The organism is Lacrimispora sp., from assembly GCF_046972725.1.
In the GTDB taxonomy this organism is placed as follows: Bacteria; Bacillota; Clostridia; order Lachnospirales; family Lachnospiraceae; genus Lacrimispora.
Map to the genome: position 1 here is coordinate 715,059 of NZ_JBKVXF010000002.1, position 22,562 is coordinate 737,620.

The following is a 22,562-nucleotide window of genomic DNA, read 5'->3' on the forward strand; positions in this document are numbered from 1 at the left end:
TACATTATGATAACCAGCAGTGCCAATGCAAAGGTAAAGCAGGTGATGAACCTGGCAAAGAAGTCCAAAGCCAGAAAACAAAGCGGTCTTTTTATAGCAGAAGGCCTGCGCATGTTTAAAGAAATACCAAAGGACAGGATCGAAAGTGTTTTTGTTTCAGAAAGTTTTTTAAAGGAGGAATCCCACAGAAGGCTTGTGTCCGGTCTGGCCTGTGAGACGGTGGCGGATGATGTGTTTGGCACCATGTCCGATACCCGGACACCGCAGGGAATCTTAGCACTGGTGAGGCAATATGCCTACAAAACGGAAGATCTCCGAAGCCAAAAGAAACCGGCATTTCTCATGATCCTGGAAAATATTCAGGATCCAGGAAATCTTGGAACCATTCTCCGTGCAGGGGAAGGGGCAGGGATTACAGGGGTTCTTATGGATGATACGACTGCAGATATTTATAATCCGAAGGTGATCCGCTCTACCATGGGTTCTATCTGCCGTGTTCCTTTTGTGTATACAAATGATCTGTCTGCCGCTTTAAAGTCGTTAAAAGCAGATGGTGTCAGAATATATGCGGCCCATCTTGATGGCAGGAATAATTATGAAAAAGAGGATTATACTGTTGATACAGGCTTTTTAATCGGAAATGAAGGAAATGGCCTGACCGATAAGACTGCTGCTCTGGCAGATGCTTTTGTAAAGATTCCAATGATGGGCAAAGTTGAGTCATTAAATGCGGCAGTAGCTGCTTCTGTACTGATGTTTGAGACAGCAAGGCAGCGCAGACAATAATCGTCAGAAAAATGTAAGGCTTTTCATAGTCAGAAATATTGAGAAATATTCAAACATATAGTATGATAGTATTACAGACAGATTTGCCGTAATCGGCAGGGAAGGGGAATGATAAGATGGAAGCGATCTATTGGTTGATTGCCTTCGTGGTGCTTCTGGGAATTGAAGCGGTTACCATGGCTCTTACCACCATCTGGTTTGCGGGAGGTGCACTGGTTGCATTTTTGCTTGCTTTGTTTGGAGTCAATGTACAGGTACAGCTGACGTTTTTTGTAATCGTGTCCTTTGTTCTTTTATTTTTTACCAGACCATTTGCGCTTCGATATGTAAACAAGAATACTGTGAAGACAAATTTAGACAGTCTGATCGGTAAGCGTGTAAAAGTTACAGTCGAAATTAATAATATGGAGGCAAAGGGTGCTGTTCTGCTTAACGGACAGGAATGGACTGCAAGGGCATTATCAGATGAAACCATATATCCGTCAGGCACTATGGTGGAAGTAAAAGATATACGAGGTGTGAAATTGATTGTAAGCAAGGCAGAGGAGGAACAATAGTATGGGAACAATTGGATTTACAGCAGTCATTATAATATTGATTATTATTCTGGCACTTTTGGCGTCATGTGTCAGGATCGTGCCACAGGCTCAGGCACTGGTGGTTGAACGTTTGGGAGCCTTTTTGGAAACATGGTCCGTAGGTATTCATATTAAGATGCCGATCATTGACCGTGTGGCAAAACGTGTGAATTTAAAGGAACAGGTGGCAGATTTCCCGCCTCAGCCGGTAATCACAAAGGATAATGTTACCATGAGGATTGATACGGTAATCTTTTTCCAGATTACAGACCCGAAGCTTTATGCATACGGTGTGGAAAATCCCATTATGGCCATTGAGAACTTAACAGCCACTACTCTTCGTAACATCATCGGTGATCTGGAGCTGGATCAGACCCTGACCTCCAGAGAGACCATCAATGCGAAGATGAGAGAAACCCTTGATATTGCAACGGATCCATGGGGAATTAAAGTAAACCGTGTGGAACTTAAGAATATTATGCCTCCGGCAGCTATTCAGGATGCCATGGAGAAACAGATGAAGGCAGAGCGTGAACGGCGTGAGTCCATATTAAGAGCGGAAGGTGAGAAAAAGTCTACCGTTCTTGTGGCAGAGGGCCATAAAGAGTCCGCTATTCTGGATGCTGAGGCCGAGAAGCAGGCAGCGATCCTTCGGGCTGAGGCTGAGAAGGAAAAAAGAATCCGTGAGGCCGAAGGTGAGGCAGAGGCAATTCTTAAGATTCAGCAGGCGAAAGCAGATGGTATCCGTATGATTAAAGAAGCTGGAGCTGACCAGTCTGTTCTGGTATTAAAAAGCCTTGAGGCATTTGCGGCAGCTGCTGACGGTAAGGCGACGAAAATCATCATCCCATCTGAGATTCAGGGATTGGCAGGATTAGTTTCCTCCATTACAGAGATTCCAAAAGATCCCCAATAGTCGGAGTTTAAAGATATCGCAGCAGGAGGCCAGAGTCTCTTGCTGCGTTTTTCGGTCACTGGAACGTTTTTAGGAGGTCTTATGGAACTGAAACTGGATTTAGAGAAGGAGTATGGACTTGTACTGGAAGGCGGAGGTGCAAAGGGCGCTTACCAGATCGGTGTATGGAAAGCACTCAGGGAAGCCGGCCTTAAGATAAAAGGTGTGGCAGGAGTGTCTGTTGGTTCATTAAACGGCGCACTCATCTGTATGGATGATCTGGAACGGGCAGAGGAGATCTGGAAAAATATCGATTATTCAAAAGTCATGAAGGTCAGCGATGAAACCGTAAAAACACTGAAGAACAAAGGTTTCAAATCCCTTACTCTGCCTGATCTGATAAACAGCGGTCTGCAGATTGTAAAAGAGGGGGGATTTGATGTTACTCCTTTAAAAGATCTTATTTCGGAAGTAGTAGGAGATGAAGAAAGGATTCGCAATTCAGAAAGGGAATTATATGCAGTCACCTATTCCGTAACCGACCGGAAAGAACTGGCAGTTGACATCCGGGCAGTGGAACCAGGTTCCATCAAGGATATGCTTTTAGCTAGCGCTTATTTTATGGCATTTAAAAACCAGAAGCTGGGCGGAAAACGCTATATGGATGGCGGAGGCTTTAACAATGTCCCGGTTGATGTGCTTTTAGGGCGTGGATATAAGGATATTATTGTTATTCGTATCTATGGCTGGGGGTTTGACAAGGAACGGGTGGTCAAGATCCCGGAGGGAGTGAACGTATTTCATATTGCCCCCAGACAGGACCTGGGAGGGATTCTGGAATTTGACAAAAAGCTGGCCAGAAAAAATATGGTTCTGGGGTATTTTGATGCGCAGAGATTTTTATACGGCCTTTGCGGACGGGGCTATTATATCGATGCTCCCAATTCAGAGCCTTATTATTTCGACCGCATGATGTCTGAGATGGAGCTGTTGAAATACTATTTAAAAGATGTACTGACGGAAGACGGTATGGAGGCTTTGAATGGTTACCGGTCATTTACAGAAGGAATATTTCCTAAATTGGCAGAGGAATTTAAATTAAAAGAAGGCTGGGATTATAAGGATATGTATCTGGGAATCCTGGAAGATCTGGCAAAACGGTTAAAAGTCAAGCGGTTCAAAATCTATACGGTGGAGGAGCTGTTAAAGGAAATCCGGAGAAAAATAAAACTGCAGGATCAGCTGAAACTGTTATAAAGATGTTTTGGAAAAAGATGTTGCATGTTTATGCATGATATACTATAATGGTGTATAAAAATACATGATATAATGGAGGAAGCGCTATGAATTTAAAGGGAAGGAATTTTATTACTTTAAAAGACTATTCACCGGAAGAGATCGGATATCTGCTGGATCTTGCTGCGGATTTGAAATCTAAAAAGAAACAGGGCATTACAGGAAACTCCTTAAAAGGAAAGAATATTGCCCTGATCTTTGAGAAACCCTCCACCCGCACCAGATGTTCCTTTGTGGTAGCAGCCGTTGACGAAGGCGCTCATCCTGAATATTTAGGAAAAGATGACATTCAGCTTGGACATAAAGAGAGTGTGAAAGATACAGCCAGGGTTCTTGGCAGAATGTTTGATGGAATTGAATTCCGGGGATTTAAACATAAGACTGTGGAAGACTTAGGGAAATACGCAGGTGTTCCGGTGTGGAACGGATTGACGGATGATGATCATCCGACCCAGATTCTGGCTGATTTACTTACCATGAAAGAGCACTTTGGCTATTTAAAGGGACTGCATTTTGTATATGCAGGTGACGGCCGTAACAACATGGCGAACAGCCTGATGATGGGGATGAGTAAAATGGGAGTACATTTTACCATCCTTGCGCCAAAGTCCCTGTGGCCGGGAAAAGAACTTGTGGATTTGTGCCAGGGATTTGCGGCGGAAAGCGGAAGTACCATTACCATTACAGAGGATACGGCTGCGGTAAAGGATGCGGATGTAATCTACACCGATGTGTGGTGTTCCATGGGAGAAGAAGATAAAGCAGCAGAGCGGATTGCTCTTTTAAAGCCTTTTCAGGTCAACGAGGAACTTATGAATAAAACAGGCAAGGATACTACGATATTTATGCACTGTCTGCCGGCCGTCAAAGGGTATGAGGTAACAGAGGAGGTTTTTGAATCCGGCGCATCCGTAGTATTCGATGAAGCAGAAAACAGAATGCATACCATTAAGGCAGTAATGGTTGCTACCTTAGGAGCGTAAAATGTATATACAGGAACGAGGAAGAAATTTAAGAAACGCTTCCATGATAGTGGATTTTGTCCATATCGTGGTAGGAATTCTGATTGTAGTGCTGGCAGTTGTTGCATTTTTGAATGCGGAAGAATATATGTTCCTTCTTCCTGCAATCTTTTTCCTTGCAGGAGCGCTTAATCTGATCCATGGAATTTACAAGGTAAGGCTTAGCGGACGGGAGAAGAAGAAGAAAGCCGCCGCATTAGCTGTTATCCTGTTCGGGTCAGTTTTGACTGCCCTTGCCGTCATCAGTGCGATAAGCATATGGTGGGGGTGATGGGATTGAAAACGGAAATATTAAAACTGTTGAAGGAACATGAGGGCTACGTATCCGGTCAGGAACTTTGCGAGCGTTTTGGGGTTTCCCGAACGGCAATCTGGAAAGTGATACGCCATCTGGAAGAAGATGGATATAAAATTGAAGCGGTACGAAATAAAGGGTACCATTTCATCGATTCTTGTGATATAATGACGAAAACAGAGATTGAAAGCTGCATCAGAGGGTCGTTTGGCAGCAGGGTGGAATATTACGATATCGTTGATTCCACTAATATTAAAGCGAAGCGCCTGGCTGAGGAAGGGGCGGCTTCCGGGACTCTTGTTGTGGCGGACTGTCAGAATGCAGGCAGGGGCAGAAGAGGAAAAGGCTGGATATCCCCTTCCGGCAAAAATATTTTTATGAGTCTGATTTTAAGACCGGATATACTACCAGGGTCAGCATCCATGCTGACTCTGGTGGCCGCTTTGGCTGTCAGGGATGGCATTAAACATGAGACAGGGCTTACTACTGTCATCAAGTGGCCCAATGACATTGTGGCGAACGGCAGAAAATTGTGCGGGATTTTGACAGAAATGAGTGCGGAACTGGAAGGAATCCATTACGTGGTAGTGGGAATCGGGATCAATGCCAATACGGAAGAATTCCCGGAAGAGGTAGGCTCTATGGCCACGTCTCTGTGGTTGGAAACAGGGAATAAGGTAAGGAGAAGTTCTTTGATTGCTTCTGTAATGGAAGCGTTTGAACGGTATTATGAAGAATTTATCAGCCAGGGTGATTTATCCGGGCTGATAAGTGTCTATAATGATTGTATGGTCAATGCAGGAAGAGAAGTAAAGATTCTTGACCGTGAAGGGGACTATACGGGTAAGGCTTTGGGAATCAACGAGAAGGGAGAGCTTCTTGTTGAAATGCAGTCAGGAGAGGTAAAACATGTGATCTCCGGAGAAGTTTCGGTCCGGGGGCTATATGGATATGTATAAGAATGAACCAGTCGCTTTATGATAAGTTACAAATTCTTGAACCGTTGGAAAAAGAGTTTGAGGACCTGGAACGGTTAAAGGCCATGGAACGCCCTCTGCTCTCCTGGTACAGGGAGCACGCCAGAATTCTTCCGTGGCGGGAAAAACCGGAACCATATCGGATATGGATATCGGAAATCATGCTTCAACAGACAAGAGTAGAAGCTGTGAAACCTTATTTTGCACGTTTTATGCAGGAATTGCCCGGCATCCGGAGTCTTGCCTCCGTTTCGGAAGATAAACTTTTAAAACTATGGGAAGGTCTTGGCTATTACAGCAGGGCAAAGAATTTAAAGAAAGCAGCAGAGCTTCTTGTAGAAGAGTATGGAGGTGAACTTCCAGCGTCCTACGAGGAGCTGAAGAAGCTTCCTGGGATCGGCTCCTATACGGCCGGAGCCATTGCTTCCATTGCTTTTGGAATACCTGTGCCGGCGGTTGACGGCAATGTGCTTCGGGTAATCTCAAGAGTTACCGGAAGCATGGAGGATATATTAAAACAGTCGGTCAAATCTGCAATGGAAAAAAAACTAAAAGAGGTAATGCCCCAGGATGCCGCAAGTTCCTACAATCAGGGCCTGATAGAAATCGGTGCAATAGTCTGTGTTCCCAACGGTAATCCTCTGTGCAGTCAATGTCCCCTTTTTTCGATTTGTGTTGCAAGAGCCAGAAATCTGACAGGGATCATACCGGTAAAAACACCTAAAAAGCCCAGAAAATCAGAAGATAAAACAGTTCTCCTCTTATGGAGGGAAGGAAGAGTTGCCATTAGAAAAAGAGAAGACAGCGGCCTTTTGGCATCTCTGTATGAGTTCCCCAATTTGGAGGGGCATTTGTCGGAGGAGGACGTCCTTTCTGTACTTGGAGCAAAAGATGCAAAAATCACGGCCCTGCCTGTTTCCAGGCACATATTCAGCCACGTGGAATGGCATATGACAGGCTACCGTATTGATTTGACTGATGGGCTGGAAGAAGATTATCTGTGGGTCACTCCGGAAGATATCAAAAAAACTTATTCTCTGCCAGGCGCATTTAAAGCGTATACAAAGTTGATCAGGTGATTATAATGAAAAAGATGCTTTTTGTATTTAATCCGCGTTCAGGGAAAGCGCAGATCAAAAATAAGTTACTTACGATACTTGATATTTTTGCAAAGGCAGGCTATGAACTTTTGGTGCATGTGACTCAGGGACCCGGTGATGCTGTAAAAGCAGCCGAAACTTACGGAGCCGGTGCGGATTTAGTGGTCTGCAGCGGAGGAGACGGCACCTTAAATGAGACCATAAGCGGTCTTATGAAGCTGGACCGCATTCCGGATCTGGGATACATTCCTTCCGGATCAACCAATGATTTTGCTTCCAGCTTAAAGATATCGAAGAATATGATAACTGCGGCCAGGACAGCTGTAACCGGCGTACCTTATCCGGTAGATATCGGCTGTTTCTGCGGGGACAGATACTTTGTTTATATCGCAGCATTTGGTGCTTTTACGGAAGTAGCCTATTTAACACCCCAGGATTTTAAAAATGTTCTGGGGCATCAGGCTTATATGCTGGAGGGAATGAAGAGCCTTGCATCAATAAAATCCTATGTACTACGGGTGGAATGTGACTCTGCAGTCTTAGAAGGGGAATTTATCTTTGGCATGGTCACCAATACCATAAGCGTCGGAGGCTTTAAAGGCCTGGTGGCCCAGAACGTGGCGCTGAATGACGGAGAATTTGAGGTTTTACTGATACGGACTCCGAAAACGCCTCTTGATTTTACGAATATCATTAATTACATGTTTCTCAGGGAAGAACCTAACGAATACGTCCACAAGCTTCGGACCAGGTCCATAAAAATCTTCCCGGAAGAACCCGTTGACTGGGTTCTTGACGGAGAGTTTGGCGGAACAAGAAGGGAAGTTCAAATAACCAATTTAAAGAAACAAATCCGGATTTTGAGAAATCCGCAAAAAAAGTGATAAATCCTCTTTTTTAATAAGAAATATGTTGAAATATGGATTGTGGTAGTATATAATGAAAAGTTGTGTGGGCTTTATGTATACTTCTTAGCGAAAGGACGTTATTAAGTGGAAAAGGATAATTTTTTAGAGAAGCTGGGTAAGCTTGTCGATCTTGCAAAAACAAAGCATAATGCTTTGGACGTAACGGAGATTAATAACTTCTTTATAGGGGAAGAACTGACTGCAGAGCAGATGGATCAGATTTATACGTACCTGGAGAATCGCGGCGTAGACGTGATCCCGGTCATTGACGATTCCGTTTTAACTGATGATGTGCTCATGTCAGAGGACCTCTTGTTGGATGATGATCTTGAAGAAGAATTCATCAAGGATGCGGACGAAGAGGATATTGATCTTGACGCTATTGATTTGCTGGAAGGCATCGGCACAGAGGACCCTGTCCGCATGTATTTAAAGGAAATCGGTACAGTACCACTTTTAAACGCAGAGGAAGAACTCCGCCTGGCTAAGAGAAAAGCAGATGGCGACGATGATGCCAAAGAGCGTTTAATCGAAGCAAATTTACGTCTCGTGGTCAGCATTGCCAAGCGTTATACTGGCCGTGGAATGAGCTTTCTTGACCTGGTTCAGGAAGGTAATTTAGGCCTTATCAAGGGTGTTGAAAAATTTGATTATACCAAAGGTTATAAATTAAGTACATATGCTACTTGGTGGATACGTCAGTCTGTGACCCGTGCTCTTGCAGATCAGGCAAGAACGATCCGTGTGCCTGTGCATATGGTTGAGACAATTAATAAAATGTCCAAGATGCAGAGGAAGCTTACTCTGGAACTTGGATATGAGCCATCTGTAACAGAGCTTGCAGAGGCACTTGAAATGACTGAGGACAAGGTTATGGAGATTATGCAGATCGCCAGAGAACCAGCTTCGTTGGAGACGCCGATCGGTGAGGAAGACGATTCAAACCTTGGGGATTTTGTTGCAGACAACAATGTAGTGACTCCGGAAGGAAATGTAGAATCTGTGATGTTAAGAGAGCATATTGATGCCCTTCTCGGTGATTTAAAGGAGAGAGAGCGTCAGGTTATTGTGCTCCGATTCGGATTGGAAGACGGCCATCCCCGGACTTTGGAAGAGGTGGGCAAGGAGTTTAATGTCACCCGCGAACGAATCAGGCAGATCGAGGCAAAAGCACTTAGAAAGTTAAGAAACCCAGTTCGGAGCAAACGGATCCGGGATTTCTTATAAGCAACCATAGGCGTAGCAGTGGTTATCTACGCCTTTTTTGCGTTTTTTTCATACAGCGAAAGGGAGACATCATGAACCGGAGAAATTATCAGAAGGAACTGGATCAGGTCATCGTTGGATTAGAGGAACAGCAAAAGGTTCCCAGGCTTCTGTTACACAGCTGTTGTGCACCCTGCAGCAGCTATGTGTTAGAATATTTGTCCCAATATTTTAAAATCACCATTTATTTTTATAATCCAAACATCTATCCTCCGGAGGAATACGGAAGGCGGGTCGTTGAACAGGAACGTCTTGTTTCCGATATGAATTTTATTCATCCGGTTACGGTGGAGCAGGGAGCTTATGAGCCCCAGGAGTTTTGCCGGATTGCAAAAGGCTTAGAGAAGGAGCCTGAGGGTGGAGAACGGTGCTTTAAATGCTATGAGCTGCGCTTACAGGAGGCGGCAAAGGTTGCCCAGGCAGAGCACTTTGACTATTTCACAACAACCTTATCCGTCAGTCCTCTTAAGAATGCGGATAAATTAAATGAAATCGGTGAAAAGCTGGCTAAGGAATACCGTGTTTCTTATCTTTCCTCTGATTTTAAAAAGCGAAATGGGTACAAGCGTTCCGTGGAACTGTCAAAGGAATATGGCCTTTACCGTCAGGATTACTGCGGCTGTATATTTTCCCGGAGAGAAGCGGATTAAAGGGGAACTTAAAAATGAAAGACATACTGGGTTTGTCTTGACACAAACTGGATATTGTAATAAAATTAACTTCAAGGAGTATATTAAAATTGAGGATAAAGGAGAGTACGATATGTTATCTAAAACACTGACTGTAATAAATCCATCGGGGCTTCACTTAAGACCAGCAGGAGTTCTGTCTCAGACAGCTATGAAATTTAAATCTGACATCATAATTGAGTATGGGGAGAAAAGGATTGTTGCCAAGAGCGTATTAAACGTTATGGCAGCCGGAATCAAAAGCGGTGCAGAGATTAATTTGATTTGTGACGGAGAAGATGAAGAGGCAGCTATGAAAACTATGTCAGAAGCCATTGAAAGCGGTCTTGGAGAGATGTAATACGTATCGTTAATTATATCAGAACGCTGTAAAAAGCACTGGGAATTTATTTCCTGGTGCTTTTTTTGTGAAGTCAAAAGGTTCAATCATTCCCTTTATTTTCCAGTTGATCTTATTAAATAAGATAATTGCTTAATGATACAAAGCGATAACTTAATTTAATTAGGAATTTATGCCAAATCAGGAAAATGGCTTTGAAATTGTTTCTATAGGCTTAAAAAAACCGGGTAAAAAATAATAGATATCAGATAAATATATAGTAAAATATATTATTATCGAATTATCTGAAAATTTAAAAATAAAACGCATTTACAAAGCGCGAAAAATGTAGTATTATCAATTAAAATTTACTGTTACACTTTAGCATTTGAAAGTAAAACGGGCAGTCAGGAAAGGATGAGATTATGGATACAAGTTTATACTCCCCGAATAAATCAGTGACTCCGGGACTTTATGATTCCCGCTTTGAGCATGATAACTGCGGTATTGGAGCGGTTGCCAATATGAAAGGCGAAAAGACCCATAAGACAGTTGAACAGGCACTTCATATCGTTGAGAATCTGGAACACAGGGCAGGTAAGGATGCGGAAGGAAAAACCGGTGACGGTGTAGGCATTATGCTTCAGATCTCTCACAAGTTTTTTAAAAAGGCGGCAAAATCTCTTTCTATAGAGATTGGAGATGAGAGAGAATACGGAATCGGTATGTTTTTCTTTCCTCAGGATGAGCTGGCGAGAAACCAGGCAAAGAAAATGTTCGAGATCATTGTTCAGAAGGAAGGACTTGAATTTTTAGGCTGGAGAGATGTACCCATTCATCCGGAATTAATCGGCAAGAAGGCAGTGGATTGCATGCCTTATATTGTTCAGGGATTTGTTAAAAAACCGGCAGGTGTCAGCAAAGGACTGGAATTTGACCGGAAGCTGTATGTTTCCAGAAGAATTTTTGAGCAGAGCAATGATAATACGTATGTGGTTTCTTTAAGCAGCAGAACCATTGTCTATAAGGGAATGTTTTTAGTGAAGGAACTGAGGAAGTTTTTCCCGGATCTGCAGGATAAGGATTATGAATCTGCCATTGCAGTTGTCCATTCCCGGTTCAGTACCAATACAAATCCAAGCTGGATGAGAGCCCATCCAAACCGCCTCATCGTACATAACGGGGAGATTAATACCATTCGCGGTAATGTGGATAAGATGATGGCAAGGGAAGAGAACATGGAATCTGTTTTTTTTCAGAACGATATGCATAAAGTTCTTCCTATTATTAACCAGGAAGGTTCCGACTCAGCCATGCTTGATAATGCGCTGGAATTTATGATGATGAGCGGTATGGATCTTCCTCTGGCGGTGATGGTAACGATTCCGGCTCCCTGGGAGCATGACAAGTCCATGCCCCAGGAAATCAAAGATTTTTACCGTTACTACGCTACCATGATGGAGCCATGGGATGGACCTGCTTCTATTGTGTTCAGTGACGGCGACCTGGTTGGCGCGGTTCTGGACAGGAACGGTCTGCGTCCCTCCAGATACTATATTACCGATGACGATCACATGATTCTGGCTTCGGAAGTCGGTGCCATTGATATTGAGCAGAGCCATGTGGTGAGAAAAGAGCGTCTCCGTCCGGGCAAGATGCTTTTGATTGATACGGTAAAAGGTTGTCTTATTACGGATGAACAGCTAAAGGAATATTATGCGCAGCGCAAGCCTTATGGAGAGTGGCTGGATTCGAACCTGATTGAACTTAAGAATCTTTCGATTCCCAATAAGGGTGTTCCTGTCATGAGCAGAGATGAACGTGCCAAAATGCAGAAGACCTATGGCTATACGTATGAAGAATATAAGACCATGATCCTCCCTATGGCGTTAAATGGAGCAGAAGCAGTTTCCGCAATGGGAGCTGACAGCCCTCTGGCGGTTTTGAGTAAAAAGCATCAGCCTCTGTTTAACTATTTCAAACAGCTTTTTGCACAGGTTACCAATCCTCCCATTGATTCTATCCGTGAGGAGATCGTTACCTCTACGACGGTTTATGTAGGGGAGGAAGGCAATATTCTGGAAGAAAAGTCAGAAAACTGCAAAATCCTGAAAGTGAATAATCCGATTCTTACCTGTACGGATCTTTTGAAAATTAAACACATGAAAAAGCCGGGCTTTAAAGTGGAAGTGATTCCGATTACCTATTATAAGAATACTTCCCTTGAAAAGGCCATAGACAGACTGTTTCTGGAAGCGGACCGGGCACACCGGGATGGGGCAAATATCATTATTTTATCTGACCGTGATATTGATGAAAATCATGTGCCGATTCCGTCATTGCTTGCCGTATCTGCATTGCAGCAGCATCTGGTAAAGACAAAGAAGAGAACTTCCGTAGCTCTTATTTTAGAAAGCGGAGAACCAAGAGAGGTGCATCATTTTGCAACCCTTCTGGGCTATGGAGCATGTGCCATCAATCCTTATCTGGCTCAGGAATCCATTCACTACTTAATTGAGAGCGGCATGTTAGACAAAGATTATTATGCGGCAGTGGAAGATTATAATTCTGCGGTTCTTCATGGTATTGTTAAGATTGCATCTAAGATGGGTATTTCCACCATACAGTCTTATCAGGGAGCGCAGATTTTTGAGGCAGTTGGAATTTCAAAAAATGTAATTGATAAATATTTTACGGATACGGTCAGCCGGGTAGGCGGAATCGCTCTTGAGGATATTGCAAGCGATGTGGATACTCTGCATTCTGCAGCTTTTGATCCTCTGGGACTTGATGTGGATCTGACGCTTGACAGCGTGGGAAGCCATAAGGAGAGGGCGGGACAGGAGGAGCATCTTTATAATCCTCTAACCATTCATCTTCTGCAGGAGGCTACCAGGACCGGAAGTTATGACACGTTCAAAGAGTATACTCATGCGCTTACCGAGGAAGGCCAGATGGTGAATTTAAGAAGCCTTCTGGACATTGATTACTCCAAGACGAAAGAGATTCCTCTTGAAGAAGTGGAAAGTGAGGAATCCATTGTGAAACGGTTTAAGACCGGCGCTATGTCCTACGGTTCTATTTCTCAGGAAGCTCATGAGACGCTGGCAATCGCTATGAACCGGATCCACGGAAAGTCAAACAGCGGAGAAGGCGGGGAAAGTCTGGAACGTCTGACAACCGGTGCAGACGGGATCAACCGTTGTTCTGCCATTAAGCAGGTAGCATCCGGACGTTTTGGCGTGACCTCCAGATATCTGGTAAGTGCAAAAGAAATACAGATTAAGATGGCTCAGGGTGCAAAACCAGGAGAAGGCGGCCAGCTCCCGGGAAAGAAGGTTTATCCGTGGGTAGCAAAAACCAGACATTCAACAACCGGTGTGGGACTTATTTCACCGCCTCCTCATCATGATATTTATTCCATCGAGGACTTGGCCCAGCTGATTTACGATCTGAAAAATTCCAATACAGATGCCAGAATTTCCGTAAAGCTGGTTTCGGAAGCAGGAGTAGGTACGATTGCAGCAGGTGTTGCAAAGGCAGGCGCCCAGGTAATCCTTATCTCAGGATTTGACGGAGGAACCGGAGCAGCTCCAAGAAACTCCATCTATAATGCCGGGCTTCCATGGGAACTGGGCGTAGCGGAAGCTCATCAGACTTTGATTATGAATGGACTTCGTGACAAGGTAATTCTTGAAACAGACGGGAAACTGATGACGGGACGTGATGTTGCGATTGCCTGTATGCTGGGCGCAGAAGAGTTCGGGTTTGCTACTGCCCCCTTAGTAACATTAGGCTGTGTGATGATGAGAGTCTGCAATCTGGATACGTGTCCGGTCGGTGTTGCCACCCAGAATCCGGAACTTCGCAAGCGCTTTAGAGGAAAACCGGAGTATGTCGTTAATTTTATGTATTTTATAGCAAGAGAGCTGAGAGAATACATGGCGAAACTGGGAATACGTACATTGGATGAGATGGTGGGAAGAACCGATCTTTTAAAGAAGAAAGAAAACCTGCCCTCTGAGCGTGCCCGCAAGGTGGATTTATCTGCAATTTTAGGTAATCCTTATGCCGGACAGAAGCTTGCCGGATATAATCAAAAACAGGTTTATAATTTTGAACTGGAAAAGACCATTGATGAAAAGACTATTTTAAAGAAATTAAAGCAGGCTTTGCAGTCCGGACAGAAAAAAGGACTCCAGATCGATGTTTCCAATACGGACCGCGCGCTTGGAACCATTTTTGGCTCCGAAATTACAAAACTTTATCCGTCAGGACTGGCAGAAGACACCTTTACCATCAGTTGTACCGGAAGCGGCGGCCAAAGCTTTGGAGCCTTTATTCCAAAAGGCCTTACTTTGGAGCTCATAGGCGACAGCAATGACTATTTTGGTAAGGGCCTTTCCGGAGGAAAGCTGGTGGTCTATCCGCCTCAGGGCGTCAAATTTAAAGCGGAAGACAACATCGTGATCGGTAACGTGGCCTTATATGGTGCTACCAGCGGAAAAGCATTTATCTGCGGAATTGCCGGGGAACGGTTCTGTGTACGGAATTCCGGTGCGACTGCAGTTGTGGAAGGGGTAGGCGATCATGGCTGCGAATACATGACAGGCGGACGTGTCGTGGTTCTTGGTTCCACAGGTAAGAATTTTGCTGCAGGAATGAGCGGCGGAATTGCCTATGTATTGGATGAAAAGAGAGATCTTTATAAGAGACTCAACAAGGAGATGGTTTCCTTTGAAGAAGTTACAAACAAGTATGATGTTCTGGAATTAAAGGAAATGATCAAGGAACATGTGGCATATACCAACTCCGCAAAAGGAAAGAAGATTCTTGATAATTTCGGGGAATACCTTCCAAAGTTTAAAAAGATCATGCCTCATGATTACAGACGAATGATGAATACTATCGTTCAGATGGAAGAAAAGGGATTGAGCAGTGAACAGGCACAGATCGAAGCATTTTATGCCAATACGAAAGGGTAGGAGGAGTAGACAATGGGAAAGCCAACAGGATTTTTAGAATTTAACAGAAAAACAGGAAAAACGGTAGATCCCAAGACTCGTATCAAGAATTATAACGAGTTTCATCTGCCTCTTTCCGAAAAAGAGCAGAGATGCCAGGGCGCACGCTGTATGGATTGCGGTGTCCCTTTCTGTCAGTCCGGAGTGATCATCAAGGGGATGGTCTCCGGCTGCCCGATTAACAATTTGATACCGGAATGGAACGAGCTTGTTTATAGCGGTACATGGCAGCAGGCTTATAACCGGCTGAAAAAGACCAATAGTTTTCCTGAATTTACTGCAAGAGTTTGTCCGGCACCCTGCGAAGCTGCCTGTACCTGCGGCTTAAACGGAGATCCGGTAAGCATCAAGGAAAATGAATACGCCATTATAGAACGGGCTTATGAAGCCGGAATCGCAGGCCCTAACCCTCCAAAGATCCGCACCGGTAAAAAGATAGCAGTTATCGGTTCCGGTCCGGCGGGGCTGGCGGCCGCAGATCAGCTGAATAAACGGGGACACAGTGTGACCGTATTTGAGCGGGAAGACCGTATCGGGGGCCTTTTGATGTACGGCATCCCAAATATGAAGCTGGAAAAGCATGTGATTGACCGGAAGGTGGGGATCATGCAGCAGGAAGGCATCAGCTTTGTAACTGGGGCTGATGTAGGTAAAAACCAGAAAGCCAAAGATTTATTGAAAGATTTCGATCGTGTTATTTTGGCCTGCGGTGCTTCGGAACCAAGAGATCTAAAAGTTCCCGGAAGAGATGCACAGGGAATTTACTTTGCCGTGGACTTTTTAAAGTCTACCACCAAAAGCCTGCTGAATTCTAATTTGCAGGATAACTTATTCCTTTCTGCAAAAGGAAAACATGTCATAGTAATCGGAGGCGGAGACACGGGAAATGACTGTGTGGGAACTGCAATCCGCCACGGCTGTGCATCGGTGACTCAGTTAGAGATGATGCCTAAACTTCCGGAAAAAAGAACTCCGGACAACAGCTGGCCGGAATGGCCCAGAGTGTTAAAAACCGATTACGGCCAGGAAGAAGCAATTGCAGTATTTGGCAAGGATCCGAGACTTTATCAGACAACGGTAAAGGAGTTTATCAAAGATAAGTCCGGCAAGTTGATAAAAGCGGTATTAATGAATCTGGAGCCGAAAAGGGATGAAAAAACCGGACGTATGATCATGGAGCCGGTGGCTGGAAGCGAGAAGGAGGTTCCTGCTGACCTTGTCCTGATTGCAGCCGGATTCCTTGGAGCACAGAAGTATGTTGCCGAAGCATTTGGCGTAAAGTTAAATGAGCGCAGCAATGTGGAAACCTTACAGGGTAAATATAAAACCAACGTTGATAAGGTCTTTGTGGCAGGAGATATGCACAGAGGTCAGTCCCTGGTGGTATGGGCGATTAGGGAAGGGCGTGAGGTTGCTAAGGAAGTGGATAAAAACCTGATGGGTTATTCCAATCTGGCATAAATAGTAAAAAGAAGGGGCTGTTGCAAGATCAATTTGCAACAGCCCCTTCTTATGACAATCAGTTCTTATAAGTCAATAGTCAATCCTACGCCGGTTTCAAATACGGGAAGTTTTTCCATCATCTTGGCCTTAGCCAACAAAGATACGCAGTGGCAGGGATAAATTCTTTCCAAGTGGCAGCTTTCCAGATATTCAATGGTCCGGGTCAGACGGTCATTCACATCAAACAGATGAAACCCTCCCAGTATTCCGGCAATCCTGTCTTCTTTGCATACCTCCTTTGCATATTCCACTACGTTGCAGATGCCGCTGTGGGAACAGCTTGAGATAAGAAACAATCCCTTGGGAGTTTTTAAGGCAACTGCGGAATCATCTAACAAATAGTCATCCTGCCATTCTCCGTTTACATTCACCCGGCCAAAAGGGCTGCGGATTTCAAAGTCATTTTTTTGAGGAATCTGACCTAAAAATACACAGTTTTCGGAGAGGAACAAAGGGGTCTCCGAGGGGATGTAATTGGATTTGCTGCGGATTTCTTCTTCTGAAAAGGGGGCTCCAATGGATTGGTTTCCAACAGTTTTTTGATTAAAACAGCCCGGATGAGAGATTACCTTTAAGCCGGATAATGGTATGGTATTATCCAGATATCTAAGTCCGTTGGAATGATCATTATGTCCCAGGGATAAAACAATATGTGTTAACTGAAATAAATCGATTCCCATTTTGCGGGCATTTGAAAGCAGAATATCGGAGTATCCGGTATCCAACAAGATTTTAAGACCATCAACTTCGAGGTAGAAGCTTGAGGCGGGTTCTCCCATAAAAAATGGTCAACAAAAGTATTGTTATCTACAACTATTTTTATTTGCATAAGAACTCCTGATCTGGTTGAAATTATTTGATTTATTATAGCATAAAAACGACGAAAAAACAGTTGAATTTCCAAATAACTTCACAACATAAGAGAAAATAACAAAATATTAACAAAGAAAATCAAAGCTCAGTCTTTGAATATGAAAAAGAGCACAAGATTGTTAGTCTGTGCTCTTATAAACCATTCATTCATGAAGGACCGGAAATTCTTCTTTGAAACATTTTTTCAGCAAGGGAATGATGCTTCCTCCTGCCATGTTTCCTAAGGAAATGATGAGCATGTAAAGGACTGCCGTTTCTCCCCAGGCACCTGCCATTGTAAAGTAGAACATATCCGCAATGCTGTGCTCAAAGCCGGAAAGAATAAACACCATGATGGGAAGGGTAAGAGCAAGATGCTTTCCGACACTGTCTTTGATTGTCTGGAAGCCGATGACAGCTATGCACATCATGACTCCGCACATAAAGGCCATAACAAAAGTGCTGAAAATAGTATCTGTCAGCTTTAAATCCACGATTTCAGAGGCATGCCCTGTTAATTTTGCCAGCTTTGTATGACGGAAAATAAAACCGGAACCAACAGTTCCTGCCAGATTCCCTATGTATACGATAAGAACATTCAATAAGTAGGAAGGTTTTTCATAGACGATGGAACATACCTTACCTGTATAAAGATTAAAACCGAATGTATAGATCGTAAATAGACCGATGGAAAATAAAAAAGAACCGGCAATGTGATTGTCAAGAGTCAGATAAATAATTCCGCCCATGCTGATACAGACTCCTGCAACAATTGCTTTTATAAATGTTTTCATTCCAATACTCCTTCTCCTTTAAACCTTCTGCCAGAGCGTAAGAAAGTTTTTTTGTCTTTCGCCACGTCATATTATAGCATAAGAAAAGGAGTTTACAAGGACAATCGGACTAATGACATAATTTATCATAATCCCCCAAAACAGGACAAAAAACGCCGGCGCTGTCAAACGCCGGCGAGTATTCTTATACATTAAAGCGGAACAGGATGACATCCCCATCCTTAACGACATATTCTTTGCCTTCGGAACGAACCAGGCCTTTTTCTTTTGCTGCATTATAGGTTTTGCAGTCCAAAAGATCCTGAAAGTTTACAACTTCCGCCCGGATAAAACCCCGTTCAAAATCGGAGTGGATCTTTCCGGCGGCCTGTGGGGCCTTTGTCCCTCTTTCAATGGTCCAGGCTCTTGTCTCCATAGGACCGGCAGTTAAGTAGCTGATAAGACCTAGCAGCTGATAGCTGGCACTGATCAATTTCTCAAGACCGGATTCGGTAAGGCCGAGATCCTCTAAAAACATCTTTTTCTCATCCTCTTCCAGCTCGGAGATCTCCTGTTCGATCTGTGCGCAGATAACGAATACTTCACTGTTGTTTTCTTTGGCAAATTCCCGTACCCTTGTTACATATTCATTAGACATACCGTCGTCAGCAAGATCGTCTTCACATACGTTGGCAGCAAAAATCACCGGTTTGTAGGTGAGAAGATTGAGGGAGGCTATAAATTCTGTTTCGTCTGCATCCTCTATATCCATGCTTCTTGCCAGATTGCCGTTCTCTAAATGGGATTTGATTCTCTTTAAGATGTCCAGTTCTTTTGCAAGGGATTTGTCGTTCATGGCACCCTTGGCAGTCTTAGCGATGCGGCGGTCCAGGATTTCAAGATCGGAAAAGATCAGCTCCAGATCAATGGTCTCAATGTCGCGCAGCGGATCAACACTTCCGTCTACATGAATGACGTTGGCATCTTCAAAGCAGCGGACTACGTGGATAATGGCATCCACTTCACGAATGTTGGAGAGAAACTGGTTGCCCAGACCTTCTCCTTTGGATGCGCCTTTTACAAGACCTGCAATATCCACAAACTCGATGACAGCTGGAACGATCTTAGAGGAATTATATAGTTCAGCCAGTTGTCCCAAGCGTACATCCGGAACAGGAACGACTCCTACGTTCGGATCAATGGTGCAGAATGGATAGTTGGCAGACTCTGCTCCGGCCTTTGTAAGAGAATTGAACAAAGTACTTTTACCTACGTTCGGTAATCCGACAATACCTAATTTCATAGCAATTACCTTCCTAATATTGTTTATATTCATGGTTGATTTTTCTTTGCAACTAATATAGAATATCATATTATCCGTAAAAAAAAAAGAGAAAAACGCAAGAATCATTTTCTATGTCGAAATATAGTCGAATATGTCGGGCGAATCTGTTTGATTTTTGTGTTTTCACGGGGTAAAATAAAGAAAACATCGAAAGGAGAAGACGAATGGCAAATACGGCAGATATTAGTTTTGTGCATTTGGGAATTACCATTGACCATTTGCGAAACAGTATCTCGATATTTGGGTTCCGCATTGCATTCTACGGGATTATCATTGGGATTGGAATTTTAACAGGCCTCTGGGTTGCAACGAATGATGCAAAACGAAGAGGACAAGACCCGGAAGTTTATCTGGATTTTGCCCTGTATGCAATCGTAGTTTCTATTATATGTGCCAGAATATATTATGTAATTTTTGACTGGACTAGTTATAAAAATGACCTGTTACAAATTTTCAACTTAAGGGCAGGGGGACTGGCAATATATGGAGGCGTTATAGGAGCCGCCATAACTCTGATCGTCTATACCAAGGTAAAGAAACTTTCCTTCTTTTCTTTGGCGGACACAGGATGTCTTGGACTGATAACCGGGCAAATTATAGGAAGATGGGGAAACTTCTTTAATTGCGAAGCATTTGGCGGATACACCGACGGCCTGTTTGCTATGAGAATCAGAAGGGCGCTGGTTAATGAGAATATGATATCGAAGGAACTTTTGAACCATTTGATCGTGAAAGATGGCATAGAGTATATACAAGTACATCCAACCTTCTTTTATGAATCAGTCTGGAATCTTTGTGTACTTGCATTCTTGCTCTGGTACAGGAAACGCAAACGATTTGATGGGGAGATTTTTCTTATCTACCTGCTTGGCTATGGATTGGGACGGGTATGGATCGAAGGGATCCGTACGGACCAGCTAATATTCTTTGGGACTGGCATTGCGGTGTCTCAGGCACTGTCATTTATTCTGGTAGTGATATCAACTCTTGTGCTCTTCTTCCAACACAGACAGATTAGAAAAAAGAGCAAAGGAGAAACATGATATGATGATTTCAAAAGAAGAGTTAATAAGAAATATCGAAGAAGCAAGGGAAAGATTAAATAAAAGTATTGATCATGATGACGGAGATGTTATTTATCTTAGAAGTGTAGAGCTGGATAAATTAATTGAACAATATATTGAAGCTGGTTATTGAAATCAAAAGTTTTATGGATTTCAGAGCAATCTATCAGAACGCGGGAAGGAAAAACCTCCCCGTGTTTTTTTATGTTCTCCAAATACTATAATAATTTTATTGATAATGCTCATTATAATAAGAAGTAACTGTTGTGGGGGTGGAAAACACCCCATGGTTTGTCTAATTATGGTAAGTTTTGGAAATTCGTGTGTATTCGGCTGTTTGTAACCGGAATCATTGAAAATTAATAGAAAATCTCCTTGCTATTTCCTGGTAAATGTACTAAAATTAAGTTACAAGTGGAGGAAAGTGGTACAAAGTGGTGGAAAATGGAGGGAAGGTGGTTGAAACCTCCGGCCATTGTACGAGCAGGTGATTGGTATGTTCATGGGTGAATACAATCATACAGTCGATGCGAAGGGACGTCTCATTGTCCCATCAAAATTCAGAGAGCAGCTTGGAGAAGAATTCGTCGTGACGAAGGGCTTGGACGGCTGTTTATTTGTGTATGATAATAATGAGTGGACAGCCCTGGAAGAAAAACTGAAAAGCCTGCCATTAACCAATACCAATGCCAGAAAGTTTTCAAGGTTTTTTCTGGCGGGTGCTACCTCCTGTGAAGTGGACAAGCAGGGAAGAATTCTGCTTCCGGCAGTGCTCAGGGAACATGCGGGCATTGATAAGGATGCAGTCCTTGTAGGTGTAGGGAGCCGGATTGAGATTTGGAGCAAGGATGCATGGACAGCAGCCAATACCTATGATGATATGGAAGAAATTGCGGAAACTATGGAAGGACTTGGTATATGATGTTTGAACACAAGTCAGTGCTGCTTTATGAGACCATTGACAGCCTGAATGTAAAGCCGGACGGAATTTATGTGGACGGAACACTGGGAGGCGGCGGACACGCTTTGGAAGTGTGTAAGCGCCTTGGAGAATACGGAAGATTAATCGGAATTGATCAGGATGCAGATGCTATTTTGGCAGCTACAGAACGGCTGAAGGATTACAAGGATAAAGTGACAGTCGTAAGAAGCAATTACGTGAATATACAGACGGTATTAAAGGATTTGGGAATTGAAAAAGTAGACGGGATATATCTGGATCTGGGAGTATCTTCTTTTCAGCTGGATACGCCGGAGCGGGGGTTTACCTATCGGGAAGATCAGGCACCTCTTGATATGAGGATGGACCAGAGAAATGATCAGACGGCGGCCGACATTATCAACAATTACAGTGAATTTGATCTTTACCGTATCATTCGGGATTACGGAGAGGACAAGTTCGCAAAGAATATTGCAAAGCATATTGTAAAGGCCAGAGAATTAAAACCGATAGAGACAACCGGAGAATTGACCGAGATCATCAAAGGAGCGATTCCTGCAAAGGTGAGAGCAGTAGGAGGACATCCCTCCAAAAAGACGTTTCAGGCCATAAGGATTGAGCTTAATAAGGAACTGGAAGTGTTAAGCAAATCCCTTGATGCCATGATCGATCTGTTGAATCCAGGCGGCCGCTTATCCGTTATTACGTTCCATTCCCTGGAAGACAGAATTGTAAAAACAAGGTTTAAGACCAATGAGAATCCGTGTGTTTGTCCGCCGGATTTCCCTATTTGTGTATGTGGCAGAAAAAGCAAGGGGAAAGTTGTGACGAGAAAGCCTGTCATTCCGACAGAAGAAGAGATTAAAGAGAATAAGCGTTCAAAGAGTTCAAAGCTTCGGGTGTTTGAACGAGTTTAAATAAGGGAGGAAA

21 protein-coding genes are annotated in these 22,562 nt (G+C 43.6%); 18 read left to right on the forward strand and 3 right to left on the reverse strand.

Annotated elements, in window-relative coordinates:
- Positions 1-6: 6 nt before the first annotated feature.
- The 14 genes from ACLTWA_RS11635 to ACLTWA_RS11700 all read left to right on the forward strand — a co-directional run bounded on the left by ACLTWA_RS11635 (position 7) and on the right by ACLTWA_RS11700 (position 16,616).
- Positions 7-786 (forward strand): TrmH family RNA methyltransferase, encoded by a 780-nt coding sequence (locus ACLTWA_RS11635; RefSeq protein WP_412327892.1) that lies wholly within the window; start codon positions 7-9, stop codon positions 784-786.
- Positions 787-902: 116 nt separating this feature from the next.
- Positions 903-1,343 (forward strand): NfeD family protein, encoded by a 441-nt coding sequence (locus ACLTWA_RS11640; RefSeq protein ID WP_412327894.1) that lies wholly within the window; start codon positions 903-905, stop codon positions 1,341-1,343.
- A gap of 1 nt (position 1,344) precedes the next feature.
- On the forward strand, positions 1,345-2,280 hold the full coding sequence (locus ACLTWA_RS11645; protein ID WP_412327895.1) for an SPFH domain-containing protein: 936 nt from the start codon (positions 1,345-1,347) through the stop codon (positions 2,278-2,280).
- Between the two features lie 81 nt (positions 2,281-2,361).
- Entirely contained in the window at positions 2,362-3,516 is a 1,155-nt protein-coding gene (locus ACLTWA_RS11650; protein ID WP_412327896.1) for a patatin-like phospholipase family protein, read from the forward strand.
- Positions 3,517-3,602: 86 nt separating this feature from the next.
- Positions 3,603-4,538, forward strand: coding sequence for an ornithine carbamoyltransferase (gene argF / locus ACLTWA_RS11655; RefSeq protein WP_412327898.1), 936 nt, complete (start codon positions 3,603-3,605; stop codon positions 4,536-4,538).
- 1 nt (position 4,539) lies between these two features.
- The gene (locus tag ACLTWA_RS11660; RefSeq protein ID WP_412327899.1) at positions 4,540-4,848 is read left to right on the forward strand and encodes a DUF6637 family protein; all 309 of its coding nucleotides are present in this window, start codon (positions 4,540-4,542) and stop codon (positions 4,846-4,848) included.
- Positions 4,849-4,853: 5 nt separating this feature from the next.
- Positions 4,854-5,831, forward strand: a complete 978-nt coding sequence (locus ACLTWA_RS11665; RefSeq protein WP_412328129.1) for a biotin--[acetyl-CoA-carboxylase] ligase — start codon at positions 4,854-4,856, stop codon at positions 5,829-5,831.
- A 2-nt stretch (positions 5,832-5,833) separates the two neighbouring features.
- Positions 5,834-6,928, forward strand: coding sequence for an A/G-specific adenine glycosylase (gene mutY, locus ACLTWA_RS11670; protein ID WP_412327900.1), 1,095 nt, complete (start codon positions 5,834-5,836; stop codon positions 6,926-6,928).
- Positions 6,929-6,933: 5 nt separating this feature from the next.
- Positions 6,934-7,833, forward strand: coding sequence for a diacylglycerol/lipid kinase family protein (locus ACLTWA_RS11675; protein ID WP_412327901.1), 900 nt, complete (start codon positions 6,934-6,936; stop codon positions 7,831-7,833).
- A 108-nt stretch (positions 7,834-7,941) separates the two neighbouring features.
- Positions 7,942-9,084, forward strand: a complete 1,143-nt coding sequence (gene rpoD, locus ACLTWA_RS11680; RefSeq protein WP_412327902.1) for an RNA polymerase sigma factor RpoD — start codon at positions 7,942-7,944, stop codon at positions 9,082-9,084.
- A 71-nt stretch (positions 9,085-9,155) separates the two neighbouring features.
- Positions 9,156-9,773, forward strand: coding sequence for an epoxyqueuosine reductase QueH (locus ACLTWA_RS11685; protein WP_412327903.1), 618 nt, complete (start codon positions 9,156-9,158; stop codon positions 9,771-9,773).
- A 112-nt stretch (positions 9,774-9,885) separates the two neighbouring features.
- The gene (locus ACLTWA_RS11690) at positions 9,886-10,152 is read left to right on the forward strand and encodes an HPr family phosphocarrier protein (RefSeq protein WP_412327905.1); all 267 of its coding nucleotides are present in this window, start codon (positions 9,886-9,888) and stop codon (positions 10,150-10,152) included.
- A 404-nt stretch (positions 10,153-10,556) separates the two neighbouring features.
- Positions 10,557-15,116, forward strand: a complete 4,560-nt coding sequence (gene gltB / locus ACLTWA_RS11695) for a glutamate synthase large subunit (protein WP_412327907.1) — start codon at positions 10,557-10,559, stop codon at positions 15,114-15,116.
- A 12-nt stretch (positions 15,117-15,128) separates the two neighbouring features.
- Positions 15,129-16,616: a glutamate synthase subunit beta gene (locus tag ACLTWA_RS11700; RefSeq protein WP_412327908.1), complete on the forward strand. Its 1,488-nt coding sequence runs from the start codon at positions 15,129-15,131 to the stop codon at positions 16,614-16,616.
- A 65-nt stretch (positions 16,617-16,681) separates the two neighbouring features.
- Here ACLTWA_RS11700 and ACLTWA_RS11705 read toward each other — a convergent pair whose 3' ends face one another.
- The 3 genes from ACLTWA_RS11705 to ychF all read right to left on the reverse strand — a co-directional run bounded on the left by ACLTWA_RS11705 (position 16,682) and on the right by ychF (position 19,586).
- Positions 16,682-17,386 (reverse strand): MBL fold metallo-hydrolase, encoded by a 705-nt coding sequence (locus ACLTWA_RS11705; protein WP_412327909.1) that lies wholly within the window; start codon positions 17,384-17,386, stop codon positions 16,682-16,684.
- 288 nt (positions 17,387-17,674) lie between these two features.
- Complete coding sequence (locus ACLTWA_RS11710; RefSeq protein WP_412327910.1) at positions 17,675-18,304, reverse strand: formate/nitrite transporter family protein; 630 nt, start codon at positions 18,302-18,304, stop codon at positions 17,675-17,677.
- 184 nt (positions 18,305-18,488) lie between these two features.
- Positions 18,489-19,586, reverse strand: coding sequence for a redox-regulated ATPase YchF (gene ychF / locus ACLTWA_RS11715; protein ID WP_412327911.1), 1,098 nt, complete (start codon positions 19,584-19,586; stop codon positions 18,489-18,491).
- 206 nt (positions 19,587-19,792) lie between these two features.
- On the opposite strand from ychF, the gene lgt reads away from it, so the two are divergent.
- The 4 genes from lgt to rsmH all read left to right on the forward strand — a co-directional run bounded on the left by lgt (position 19,793) and on the right by rsmH (position 22,549).
- On the forward strand, positions 19,793-20,671 hold the full coding sequence (gene lgt, locus ACLTWA_RS11720; protein ID WP_412327913.1) for a prolipoprotein diacylglyceryl transferase: 879 nt from the start codon (positions 19,793-19,795) through the stop codon (positions 20,669-20,671).
- Position 20,672: 1 nt separating this feature from the next.
- Positions 20,673-20,825: a Spo0E family sporulation regulatory protein-aspartic acid phosphatase gene (locus ACLTWA_RS11725; RefSeq protein WP_242842191.1), complete on the forward strand. Its 153-nt coding sequence runs from the start codon at positions 20,673-20,675 to the stop codon at positions 20,823-20,825.
- A 363-nt stretch (positions 20,826-21,188) separates the two neighbouring features.
- Positions 21,189-21,614 carry a division/cell wall cluster transcriptional repressor MraZ gene (mraZ, locus tag ACLTWA_RS11730; protein WP_412327914.1) on the forward strand — a complete coding sequence of 142 codons (426 nt, stop codon included), beginning with the start codon at positions 21,189-21,191 and terminating at the stop codon, positions 21,612-21,614.
- Positions 21,611-22,549, forward strand: coding sequence for a 16S rRNA (cytosine(1402)-N(4))-methyltransferase RsmH (rsmH, locus tag ACLTWA_RS11735; protein ID WP_412327916.1), 939 nt, complete (start codon positions 21,611-21,613; stop codon positions 22,547-22,549). Before mraZ ends, rsmH begins: the two co-directional genes overlap by 4 nt.
- The last annotated feature ends 13 nt before the right edge of the window (positions 22,550-22,562 follow it).